Here is a 13102-nt window from a genome sequence, read left to right as displayed (position 1 = left end):
CCTTCGTCTCCGGGCTCAACCAAAAACCGCTTTAACGTCGGTTTGGGATCGGGTGAAAGGGTACTCCCTCTGATCCAGCTTCAGGCTCTTGAGTTTCAATGGTGGCAAGTGGATCTGGATATCAAAATCAGTGGTCAACAGACCGCTTGACCCCCCACCTGTCGCACCATGGATTTGAAGTCCGATGTCGCTATCAGCAAGCACCACCGTGAAAACATCGTCAAGGTAATCACGCCAACTGGCCAACGAATCGGACCTTTTTTTGGTGCTCAGAAGAATCTCGTGCTCGGTACTAGCCTTGAGAATAACTTTTGCCTCTGGAAAATTACCCGCGTTTTCATATCGAAAACTTACTTTGTACTCAACTTGCTCCAGTTGAGGTTGAGTGAACGAAACTGTATCAACCGACTGTGAATAAGCCGCTTGCCCGTTCAACCGCAAGTAAAAACCATAATCCAGATCCTCGTATCGTCCCCAGTTGCCCTGCTCGCCGATCCGTGTCCAGTGACTTCCCCACTTATCAGGAAACCTCCCGCTAAGGACAAGGTTACGACCACGTTTTTTTTCTGTTTTCATGATGTTCATCTCTCTTGGCTTACTGTTTGGCGGAATACGGGCGCACCGTTGACATTTCGGCCGCCACTACGCGACTTGGGTCACTGGCAGGCAGTCTGTCAATGACCGCGTCGATATAACTGGCGTCACCGTCATTGGCCATATAACGCAGGTGGAAAATCACATCTGCCATGCTGTCGATAAATGCTTGTTGTCTGTCAGTTTTATGTAATGGCAACCCAAAGTCCCATTCGGAAACCGCTCCCGTACCTTCAAAGGGCAGATAGCGGGGATCACCAAACGCCAACTGATGCAGACCGGAGTCCTCCAGGCCATGGTTAATAACAATTTGCTGGTTATTGCGAAGGTTCAGCAGAACATCGTCTGGTGGTGCTTCAGACTTGTCGCCATACAGATAATCGAGCGAATCGACGTTGGCCTTAATGACCGTCGTGCTGGCTATTTGCGTCAAAGTCGCGCTGATATCTTGATAAGGGCCGATTACCGCAGGTATTGAGACCCCTACATTGACGATCTGGCGGCAATAGTGGCCTGGGTATCTTTCGTCGAACATCTGCTGAGGGAAACTGATATGAATTTTCCCGTTGAGCTTCAGATCGGCCTGAACGTCCGTCCAGGTTTTCTTATCAACAAAAACACCTGCCTCGTACATCTGACGCAGTGAAATCGTTTGGGTCAATTCCAGTCGCCTTGCGTTTCTGTTCAGGTACTCCTTTTCCAGGCACAACAAATCGAAACTCATCACCTCACCGCAACCCAAGCCATGGTAGTTGTCCATCCACATATTCGGTCGAATGATTCGTGTGTCGTAGATACCTGTTTCGTACTGGAAACAGTTTTCGACGCTTCTGCAAAGGTCTGCAACTACGTCATATGCCTGGAAGAACAAAGTAGACGCCTGGCTCAAAACCAGACCGTAAAGTTCGTTATTGGTGGAGCGGTTTTTGTAGAAAGAAAGGATTTCTTGCGCATGTGAACTGACTTTTTCGGCGTGCTCCAGGCTCGCTCGGGCGGCGTTCAGTGCATGCTGTTGTGCCTTTTCCTGTTCATCAAGCACCAGCATCTCTGCCTTGGCCTGGTTGAACGCCAACTGCCACTCTTCACGTCTGCGCACGTAATGGCCACTGGTTGCTGACTTGTCTGCGGCAATCAAGGCAGAATCACCAGCACCTTGCGCCACAATCCCTAACGCACGACTAGACCCACCCAATACCATCCCACCCGCGCCATAGGCAGTTCCCGCGATCACCATATTTGGCGCTGAACCAAGAAAACCATCTGCCACGAAGAAGGGCGCTGCGCCGTTTATTTCCATCCTGGCTTGCATTTGACCCTCAAGTGCAGACGCTTCCCACGGTGCGACGTCCACGACCAGCAACTGCTCAAAGTGATTCATCCGCTCCTTGGTCAATTCCTTGCTCTGCTTCAGTGACGTCAGCGAGACCTCCTGCTGCATAAGGGTTTCTTGTTGAATGGCCTTGGTAAAGCTGCCCAATTCGATCAAATGCTTATGCTGCAATTCCTCCAGGGCACCTCGATCCCGCTGCTCCATGCACTGCCGGACTTCGCGTCCCATATCAGTAAGAAACCTGACCGCCTGCTTCGCCACCTCCACAAGTTGACTGAAGCGATAATGAGGAATAATTCCCGAGCTACCACCACTGCGCGACGCGCCTGATGAGCCTCCGGCCTGAGCCGTGAGCAGCTTTACCGGGTCGGTTGGCGGCGCGTAGAGTGGCAACCTCAGCGGTTTGCCCAGCAGGCTGAGGTTGTTGCGCATGTTGTGCAGGCAATTGTCGATATACGCCGATTTGTCCAGCACCACGTGATTGGCCGTGGTGCGGAAAACATCCAATTGCAGGAGAGCAATGTCAGGTATCGCGTGAACCCGGGAAGGTAAATTCGCAACATTCACCTCCAGCGTCCGGGCAAATGTGTTCAGTAAAACTGCCGTTTCAGGCTTGGCAGCGAGAATCTCATCCACGGATTTCGGCACCCAGTAGTCGATGATGCTTGAGGTCGGACGCTCCCCCAATAGCGAATATGCACGGACGTACTGCACCTTGGCTGCTGCGAGACTGTCGCGGGTTTCGCGTCGAAACAATGAATCGGCATGTTTGACGATGCAATCCACATAAACCATGAAGATGGCTTTGCGATAGTGAATCGGTGCTGCACGCGCGATGGCATCAGGGTCTACCAGATTACGGGCAACAAATGAGATATCTCCGTCATCCGATATTGGCCGACATGGCCAGTACCGCTTCAGGCCCCCTCCTTCATGGGGCTGGTCTTCGCGAGTGTGCGGATCGAAAATGTAGTGGTACCAGTTTTGCGACTCCAGATACCGATGCTCCTCGCACAAGCGGTGAGCAATGAGGAATGGCAAGTAAAAAAACAACTCCCAATAAAACATCCCATGGGCGCTATTGAAGTCCATCTCCTCGGTGAGTGGTACTGTTGGTGAACTCTGATTTTTCTGAGGTGTTGGCTCGTGGATAAATTGAGTTGATCTTGACAGTAACTCGTCAATGGAAATTGCGCATTTGGCGCTCAGGTGACTACCAAACGTAGAATTCAATCGCACCCAGTCCAGATTGACGAGCGTTAGGGGTCGCATGTCCAGAAACTGCGCACCCGAAGCTTGTTTGCTGAGCAAAGGAACATTACTCTCGAGCGGGATTTGCTTGAGTTCAACGGCATAATGATTACGACCATAAATGCCCTCATTCAACTCGCCCCACACAATGTCCAGCGCCCTACCGACGGGATCGCCCGTCCAGGTAAAGTTGAGCCATTGCGTGCTAAACCATCCTTTCAATTCCACGGTTTCTGCCCAAGTAACCGGTTCACCGCCACTTCTATCGGTGATCTTTAGCGATAAAGGCACCTTCACCGACAATTTTTCAACCGACAACGTGTTATCAGCACTCCAGAAAGGCTGCTCCCATTTATCTTCAGGGCCATGCTGAATAAAAAAGCCGCCACCTGCCCTTATACCTTTCGTACCGCGGGACCACAGCCATTCCAGTTGCTCGTTGGAAAGTTGTATATCCTTAATTACCGTAACGCCAAAGCCACCGCCTTGAAAATCGCTGGCTTTAACCGAAGCTAAAACATCCAAAATGCCAGTTGTTTCATTTTCCATGCATAGTTTGAAATCAAAACCGTCATCAGCATTATGATGGCAAGTCAGTTTTATCCCATCACGTCCCTTTTTTGTGAGTTCAAAGTAGTTTTGTTCACCGGAAATGGATGTTTCGATGAGAAACGCTAATTCTTTCAGCTCATATTGTGCCCGTTCAATATCGCAGAGCCCCTGAACCTTTAGTTGATGCGAGACAGTCCGTGCGCCGTCGACGATAGACGCCTGACTGCTGAAACTCAGGTTCAACGACAGAAAATTACTCAAAATGCCCTCTCGAGTCGGCTCTGCAATCGCAACAGCCGATGCAGGCACCAGTGTCTCGCTAAGGGTAATGCGTTCACTCAACGGCAATTTGTGCTGCAATGCCATCTGATTTGCGAAGCGCACATTGATCAATGTCTTGAGACTGCCTGCATCAGGTGTTTGCGGGACCAACCATGCGTCGAGCGACGCAAACATCCAGCCTCTCTGATCATCTGCGGCGATACTCTGCAGATCCATCGCTGCCGATGAAGGATCGGTGGTTGTGAAGCAAACGGCCAACACATCGTCGACATGTTCATGCTCGCCTGTATAGGTCACCGCCACCAGTCGCGCGGAGCCTTCGGGTACATGGGTGAAATCTTTTTTCCCCAGGCTGATCGGTACCGCCCAGCGCTCGTCGATTCCCCGGCGTGAGTACTTCATTTCCAGATGCCAGACGCCCGGAACTTCCTCTCCATTTTCCAGAAGCTCAACCGGTTCTTGATAGCCTTCGACCCAAACAACCAGCACATGAGCCGCGAAGTACACTGGCCGAATCGCCAGCACTTGCGGTCCCGCAGGGATATCTACGGCTTCCCACTCGGACCAGGAAGCCGGGTTCAAATATTCGGAGCTCGCAATCAAATCGACATCGGCCGTACGCCATAGATAGCCAAACGGTTGCACCCGTTGTTGGGCCAGGAAAATATACTGCGCCTGTTTGAACTTTTGGCTATCTGCTTCAGTGCCATTGATAAAACCGGCAATCATGTCCAAATCGCAAATCTCTTCAAAGCGCCGCAAATGGTCATACAGTGCTTTTTGCACCGCAGACTCAGTCAAACCCGCCTGCGCCAAATTACTTTCCAGCGTTTGAAAGGATTTACTCTTCCTCAACCTCATGATTGGGTTTATGTAGTTCTCTGGATGATTTTCCAGCATCTTGAAGCCGGCCCAGTCACTGATGTTGCAATAACGTTTGTGCCAGGCTTCCAGTGCCTGTTTGCTAAACGCCTTGGTGTAACCCGGTTCCATACCGCTGTAAATTGCGCTGATGTATGTTTGCAACGCAGCGATCGCGCTGGCAACCCATGTAGTTTCCAACAAGGAAGTGTCTTGGGTATCCATGAACAAGTACTGGTATAGATCCTCCAGCGAGGTCAGATTTAATTTGGAACCTTCAGGGCGATCTTTGTCCTCTTTTGGGGCAATCACCCCCAGATAATAATCAGCTAGTGCCACGCTACGACGTTCGCTTAACTTGCCAACGATGGACTTTTCCATATCAAGCTCCAGTTCCGCACATGCTATTTCTGCATTATCGGGTGAACGCTATCGCAACAACCTTCAGAGAGCGCTGCGTTCAAAGTCTCGACTTGTACTTTTTGTACTGACTAATCCATCAACTCCGGTTCAACACCTCGATGGGATAACCTTCCTCCCAAAGTGCAGACTTGTCCCCATCCATCGTCAATTGTGGATTGAGCAGCAATTTCCCGGTCACGAGATCCGCAGTAAATTTAATCCTCCATCGACCATCTTCAGCAACGGCCCCCTTCGCCAACACTTCTTGAGTTGAATGTTTAAACACTTCAATCTCCGCCCCTGGCATACCCAACCCTTCAATCCATGACGAAGGACGAACTTTGGCGTCTCTCGGCGGACTGGTGATTTGCGCCTTAGCGATAACATTCGTCACCGTGATGGGGGTATCAGTTGCCCAAGCTTCAGTCGTATCGGCATGGCGTTGCTTCAGCGAAATAACATGCGGGCCTAATGCAAGAGGTTTAGGTAACCTTGTTGACCAGGAACCATGCTTGTCCATACTGGTGCGAGAAAGCAGCAAGCTGCCATTACGCCCCTCGAACACATAAATTTCGGCATGGGGACTGCCTGTACCGATCAGCAAGGGTTGCCTTTCGACACTTTTCGTATCCTCGCCGGATGGGGAGGTCAGTGTGGGCGACGGAGCATCAAGGCGTCCTGACAATACCAGGCGCTGGTCAATACGATTGCAGAGGAAGGTCAACGCGAAACTGCCATTGAGGACATCGCCGCATTTGATTGTCCATTTGAGGTTTTTATCATCTCCTATCAGGACATAGGCACCGGTCAGGGGATTGAAGTCCATGCCCAATCCCTGGGGAGAGTAATCTGCGGACCAGCCCAACATCGCACGGGCACCGTTCAGATTTACGTCCGATGGCAACTCAATAACAAGTTCGTACTCATGACCACGGACCAGTTGCAGTGGCAGTTCGGTGGAAGGGTTGCCAGTATCCGCCTGGTCCACCAGTGAGAATTGCCAGTCGAGGGCCTTGAGGACTTCAAGATCGAACTCTTTCGTTTCCGTTGGTTTATCCATTCGCCTCGCAGTTACCTTGTACCGACCCGACGTTTCCGCCTCAAAGGCAAAAGTGGAGCGTCCCTGTTCGTCAGTGAGCACGACCACCGGATCAAGTTCAGATGCAGCCGGCGGCGTGACAATCCATTCAATCGAACAGTTGGCAATAGCTCGGGCCTGGTTATACGGTTCCTCCCTCACTTCGACCCACAACAACGTTGGCGCGCCGGAGCCGGCTACCGGAAACAGGTAGTCCGTGGACTGGCTGTACATCACCGCTTTCTCGGCCACGTACACGGAAAGTGACTGTTCGCCGGACTCGACCTTGGCCGTGAACGTTTGCTGGCCTTGCGCAGGGCTCGCGATGTCAAACCATGCGATACCGTTGGGGTCCGTCATCACAGGGTCGGATGGGCCGTCCGCGTACTCCAGAGTAACCGGGATGTCCACCCCAGGTTTTTTGTCCAACCGAACCACATAGCAAGCCAGACGCAAGGGTGAGTCTTTCACGGCCATGCTGACAGTTTCCATCCGCAGGATATAAGGGCGATCGACGAAGTTGATGCTGCCGATGACCATGGAATTCGAGCCAGGGTAACGCGCCAGCACACTCGCATCAGTGACAGGCTCCATACTGCTGACTCTGGTTCTGGCAAAACCTTGCTCATCGGTCACAACTGCCTGGGGATTAACAATAACGCCCCGGCCGGAAAACTCGATGGTGCGGCCGCGACCGGGATTACTGCCGTGATCCACAAGCTGCACCTCGATTGGCATAAACTCCAGCCCGCCGGCCAGATACTCTTTGTTTGCGAGCGCCTTGTTGTCAAAGATGACTCCGAGCGTCGCTTCGTCGCAATCGATCAATACTTGCGCCAGCACTATCTGCTCCAGACCATAGAGCGCTTTGACGTGAGCGATTCCCATCCAGTTGGCCGCCTTGAAACGCGCCACGGCACGACCGCTTTGATCGGTATAGGACATTTCATCCAGCAGACCTGGGCGATCACAACTCCATCTGACCGTGATGTTTTCATACGGCTTGTCGGTAAGGTCGCGTATTTTCAGCTCGATCAATGCCACTTCATTCTTTTTATTGGCAATTAGCGGAGTGCCAATGCAGTTGATCTCGGCGGTACTGCTTTGGCCCAGCTCGCCGAATGATCCGGAATGCCCCTTGATCGACGCTTCGGACAGCACTTCCATCAAGTGCTCGGCGGCACTGCGGCAGTCGTCCTTGTGGCTGTCAGGAGTAAGCATCCCCAAGGCAATGATTGACTTGGCATCCAGCCCGCTGTTGATGGCCAGCCCGCGAATACGCATCAACGCTCCCAGGGTGGTCAAATCCTGAACAATCGGCCGTGAAGGGCTGAGGTACATAACGCACTCGAGTATTTCCCTGACCCCCCACTTCAATACTTGCGCCAGCCTGCTGGCCGCGGAGTCACGAATCAGACGTAGGTCCTCGTCCGTCAAGTAGGCCGGCAAGCTGTTGACCAAATGCAGGTAATTGAGCAAGTTTTCAGCGGATTGCCCGGTCTGTTTAACGGCGTTGCGATACAACATCATGTTTAACAGCGTATGCAGGGTCAGGTCTTCCGTTTGCTGGACGCCAAACCACCTCCAGTTTTGTCCGGTGGTCACGGTCATGAGCATGGCGGAACTGAGTTCCAGCTTTTTCACCACCCCGGCGCGCCGCTCCAGGTTCGCCAGAAACGTCAGTACCTCGTCGCCAATTCTGATCTTGTCCGTACCCGAAACTACAGCGTTCAACGCCCGTATCGTTTCAGTGAGCAGTAGGTATACCCCCCCCTGGTTTACCCATTTAAGCAGTGGCAGCGTCAGGTCCTGAGACAAATCCAGATGACGGGACAGGCCTTCGCCGACCAACGCCGCCTGAAACGCCTTGATTTGCAATACCACGGCTAAAATCGCCGAAACAGTCCGAACAGAGGCATCAGGATCAAGCTCTCCGTCAGGCAGGCCCTCCTGGTCTTTACTGACAGCTGCTTCGATTTCCACACGGGCCAACTGCTCGTAAGCGACGCCGTCACTGGCTGCCAGGGCAATCAACAGACCGTTGCGATCAACCACCCGTGCAAGCAAGTACATCCAGTCGTAGTGTCTGGCCTGGGGGACGCCGGCAGCCAACAATCTGGCCTCGGTGAACAACACCGGCTGTAGACGTTTGTGCATCGTTTCCAGCAGATTGATATGTGCTGCCGTTGCCAAAGGCGGGACGATCACCGGCGCAATATGTTGCACCAGCCACTGCACGCCAATGTCATTTTCCCGGCACCAGACCATGCAGTCCGCAGCGGCCCGCATGACGTGCAATACATCCCCGTCGCCAGAAGCACCGCCGATCGCAATATGGGACTCACCGGTGATTTTCTGCAGCAACCCGGCCGTGCCGCGCTCGCTGATGACTTCCAGCATTGCACACAGTTCGATGGGTGAAATCCTGAGTAAAGAGGCCAACTTCACACAACGGAAAAACGACGACAGGATGGGCAGGCTGCAGCGCAATTCGTTGATCAGTCCATGGCTTTTCGAGATCGCCCTGGCCAGGTAGCGCCATGCCTCTTGATTAAGCCCCAGGGCGCTGCAAATCTGGTCGATGGTGCGTCTGTCATCACGGGTATTACCCATGATCGAAAAAACTCTGTTGTCGATGATCAGCGGCGTATCGAACAAGGCTTTTTCGTTAAAAATCCTGTCGAATTGAGACGCTTGCTCGCCTCGGCCGAAAATGGAAATTTCATCAATCATTGCCGCAAAATCTTCAGCCGGGCATTTGAACTGTTGCCTGAACTCCCGCTCCAGGCCCAAGGCCCGCAAAGTATTGAAAGTAATGCGATACCGGTCTGGTTTGGCAGTGCCGGCAGTTTCGCTAGTCTCGATAGCTTGCGAAGGCTGGCGCTGGCGCTGCTCGGCGTGGTTTGCGGCGACTACAATCCGGTCACAATCGTGATAGCCCAATCCTGTCCAGCGAGCCAGACGCAACATCCGGTTGATCCGGTCCCAGCGATTGTTGCTGTGCCCCTCCAGTGTGCGCGTAGTGTCTTTCTGAGCGGCAGAAAGACCCAAGGCAGGCACATCTGCGTTGTTGATAAATACCGAACCAAAATTCTGTGGCCCCACCACCGTTAGTTCATCTTCTATAAAGATGTCCTGGTTTTTGGATACCGTGGGCGTGTGTTCCTCAATGGATAGAAAATCTACCAACTTCTGTGCATCAATGGATGTCTGATCACATAAATGTTTTGAGTCAGTAAGTTTTACCTGCGTGGAACCGAAGTTTGTCTTGAGGAAGTCATCTATGGTCAATGTACCGGCAGCCTCACGCTCAAACGAACGTGCTGCTTCCTCAGCCGGGGTGATCGGAAAATAAAAATTCTCTGTCAATAATGACTGCCCCATCGGGCCTATACCGCATGACTGGCGCAACGCGATATCGGCGTACATGCCACGCCCTCCCTTTTGCTTGAAGTAGGGAGCTGTCGGGTCGATAGTGCGCACCACCTCGCCTAATGTCAGGTTATTTAATGCAAGCACCTGGCTCCATTGCTCGTGATACCACTCGAACGGCATGCTTCGAAAAGGAAAACGTGTTTCCAGCATCAGATCATCGACCACCTGGTCTTTCTGCAAAGTGACAGTTTTTTTGATGATGTCTTCCAGTCCCTCATTAATCAGCGTAATGCTCGGCTTGACCTGGTTCAGGCTCATGGCATCAAGCTTGAAATCGGTAATGTCCGGACGCCGTTCCTCGAGTTTGATCGGGGTGCCGCCAGCGCCTTTTTCCAAGTCCCGGGCCAACCTGCACAAGTCCACCAAATAAGCAGTCGCTGCCGCATCCGCGGACTGACCATTTTTCGGGGCGCAGTTTTCCCAGTCGGTCTTGAACAAGTCATCATAGGTCGGCGCGTCCACCCAAGCCCGGACACCGGTACGGTGCAGGGGATTGCGTGGAGTCTGCTTCAGCAGCCGATACTCGCGATACTCACGCGCGGCATACACCATCAGGCTGGTAGCCCTGTCCAGCAGAACTTGAGCATCCCGAGTGTGCAAACCCAACCTGTCGACTATCCCTCGACGGCCCATCTTCAGCAGGTCAAATACCGAACCGCCCTGCTCAATAAATCCCTCACACCGGCTCATGATCGATGGCCCCTCGACACCGGGGGTCATATCAAATAGCTGTTTGAGGGCGGGATTCAGGGACTCCGTTCTCATTTTGTAGCTCCTGCTGAAAGGGGCGATTAGTCAGGGCGGACTGCCGTTTATTCTCGTGTTACGTCGCGGGGCGAGGCATTGAACACATGTTTGAAATCACAGATACGAAGAATGGTTTTTTTCAAGCGTCTTACCGCAACGGCAATTTTTATTCTGGCGGGGTGCGGACGTAGAACCAACCAACATGCCCCCACTCGGAATGTTGGTCACCGCCGCCGCCACCGCCGCCCACGTGCCTGCCTGCCCGTGTTTCGATCCGGTGAGGCCCTGGAGGTAGCGCTTGGGTGAATACGGCGGGATCAGATTCCTTCTTTTCGCCAATCCCCAATTCATGAAAATTGATAGTGAACCACTGCGGGAAGTACAAACCGCCCACTCCACGCTTTACGTTGACAGGCACGGGCGAATAGTACCTTCCACCCTGTATCGGGGAATTCACGATCGGGACAGCGAGGTTGGGGGCGGTCGCGACCTCATTTTCTGGTGCTGAGTTGTTTGCTTTTTGCTTCATCTCTCCATCCTCAGGCGATGGAACGTTGGAATGCTTCAGTGAGACTATTGATACGCCAACAGTTGCTGACTGACGACCTGTCAGATCTGACAGTTCCGACGAACGGTGCTACCTGTACTTCCGGAAACGCCGTGGATGCCAAGTGTTGCAACCATTGACTACAACGCCTTGCGGCATTGCCTACAGATCCGCCAGAATCCGCCGGCTTGTGCGCCTGGTGCCTGCCCCGTAACTTGATCCGCGTCGCTGCTCATCAGCGATCGGGTTTAGTCGCCCGGAGGTTTCACGTAGTCGGACTGCAATCCAGAAATTCAGGTATCTCCTATCCCTGAACTCTATGGTGGCTGTGCGCAGGGCGCCCTCGGGCGCGCCGGTTTTTCGTGATCCTCCCGGTCGACTAACCTGCGTACAGCCGCCACCCCTCGTTTAGTCGCGAGTCGGTGGCAGCTCCAATAGAGGATTCACGAAAATGTTCAAGATCACACCCAATCCCCCCGAAACCGACCCCTTGGTTTCCCCCTACGCTTCACTCAATTCAAAAAAACTCCACGCCGCCGCCGACAAGGCGCTCGACCATTACCTCAAACCCGACATCAACCACCTGCGCTCATCCAGCGACCGAGGTATGAACATGTTCACCGTCGCCCCCGATGCCAACGCCGAAGCCATTGCCATCCAGACCTACGAAACCTTTTCTTCGGTCAGCATTCTGCTGCTCGACCTGGCCGATAGCCTGGAGGACAAGCCGCGGCATCTGGCGATGGCGATTTATCAGTTGAGTGAGTTGGGGTTATTGCTGGTGGAGAAGTCGCTGGAGAACGAGCAAGCGATTGGTTCGGCGTAGTGTTTCAGCGGTTGGTTTTTTGTTGTCTGCACTGACGCTATCGCGAGCAGGCTCGCTCCCACAATTGATCGGTGGTGATCACAAGTAGTGTGTCCACAGCAGATCCAATGTGGGAGCGAGCCTGCTCGCGATGGCGATTGCAACAACACCGCAGACTTCAGGCGGAGGCAGGCAACGGCTGAAAACTGAAGTACTGCTTCAATGCCTCCACCAATTGCCCATACTCCGGCGGTGCCCGTTGCAGGCTGAACCCGGCGTCGTAATGGTGGGGGGTTGCGTCTTCATGGCACCACAGGCAATGCGCCTGCACATCGATGACCTGCATACACCCGTCGCTCGCGGGGATTTTCAGGCGCAAATCGAAATCGGCGCCGATCATCATCGGCAACTGACTGATGAGCATCAGCCCGTCTTCGGAGACGTTGCCCAGAAAGCCAATCGGTTTGTCGGTGACGCTGTTGAACACTTTCAGAAAATACGGCAGTTGATGCCGCTCGATCCGGCGGTCAGTGAACATGCTGAATTCGCTATGCAAGGCCCTTAAGCAGGACCGCACTAATGCTTCGGAACGGGCCGGCCTATAGATAGGCGATGGGCGCGCTCTCCCCGATCCCGGTGCGGCAGTCCATGAACCGCTGCCGCTTACTCCTGCCGATCACAGGTGTTACGTCGATTCAGAGGCAGGGCTCTAAACCGGTTATTCGACTATAGCTCACCGCCACCGGTGAGCCAGCCTTGGGATGACAACGGCAATCAGAATCGGGTCGGGCGCACGGCCGCCGAACTGCGCAGCGGGTAGTGACCCAGCGATTGCAGGGTTTCCAGGCGGGCTTGGGCGCGGTAGGCGTATTCGCTTTGCGGGTACGAAGCGATGATGAACTGGTAGGTTTGCGCCGCATCGACGAACAGTTTCTGCCGTTCCAGGCACAAACCGCGCAACATCGACACTTCCGGCCACACATAAGGCCGCGCACGGCTGGCGCGTTCGACTTTGGACAGTTCGAGCGTCACCTGCTCGCAATTGCCACGGTCATAAGCGCTATAGGCATTATTCAAATGATGGTTCATCGAAAAACGGGTGCAGCCCACAACACTGAGGGCAAGGGCGGCTATGAGCACGAATCGCATGGGGGGTTCTCCTGTCTTGAGCTCTGTATCGACCCGTGAGCGGAAATCTTCAGGATTGTTCGGTTAAAG

General features: G+C 53.4%; 7 protein-coding genes. 1 reads left to right on the top strand and 6 read right to left on the bottom strand.

The features are described from left to right. Positions 1–15 precede the first annotated feature (15 nt). From ACYZUD_RS30220 to ACYZUD_RS30205, 4 genes are all read right to left on the bottom strand, one after another. Positions 16–576, bottom strand: a complete 561-nt coding sequence (locus ACYZUD_RS30220) for a hypothetical protein (protein ID WP_462021476.1) — start codon at positions 574–576, stop codon at positions 16–18. 19 nt (positions 577–595) lie between these two features. Continuing rightward, a complete protein-coding gene (locus ACYZUD_RS30215) occupies positions 596–5251 on the bottom strand; it encodes a Tc toxin subunit A-related protein (protein WP_462021475.1) in 4656 nt (1551 codons plus the stop codon). Between the two features lie 118 nt (positions 5252–5369). Then, on the bottom strand, positions 5370–10550 hold the full coding sequence (locus tag ACYZUD_RS30210) for a Tc toxin subunit A (RefSeq protein ID WP_462021474.1): 5181 nt from the start codon (positions 10548–10550) through the stop codon (positions 5370–5372). Positions 10551–10698: 148 nt separating this feature from the next. Next, entirely contained in the window at positions 10699–11061 is a 363-nt protein-coding gene (locus ACYZUD_RS30205) for a hypothetical protein (RefSeq protein WP_462021473.1), read from the bottom strand. 469 nt (positions 11062–11530) lie between these two features. On the opposite strand from ACYZUD_RS30205, the gene ACYZUD_RS30200 reads away from it, so the two are divergent. After that, on the top strand, positions 11531–11905 hold the full coding sequence (locus ACYZUD_RS30200; RefSeq protein ID WP_462021472.1) for a DUF6124 family protein: 375 nt from the start codon (positions 11531–11533) through the stop codon (positions 11903–11905). Positions 11906–12062: 157 nt separating this feature from the next. On the opposite strand, the gene ACYZUD_RS30195 is transcribed toward ACYZUD_RS30200, so the two are convergent. Then, positions 12063–12422 (bottom strand): PilZ domain-containing protein, encoded by a 360-nt coding sequence (locus ACYZUD_RS30195; RefSeq protein WP_462021471.1) that lies wholly within the window; start codon positions 12420–12422, stop codon positions 12063–12065. A gap of 236 nt (positions 12423–12658) precedes the next feature. Beyond that, complete coding sequence (locus ACYZUD_RS30190) at positions 12659–13033, bottom strand: tetratricopeptide repeat protein (protein WP_462021470.1); 375 nt, start codon at positions 13031–13033, stop codon at positions 12659–12661. Between the last annotated feature and the right edge of the window lie 69 nt (positions 13034–13102).

It is taken from the genome of Pseudomonas sp. XS1P51 (genome assembly GCF_054897845.1).
This window is presented reverse-complemented; position numbering and strand designations above follow the sequence as displayed.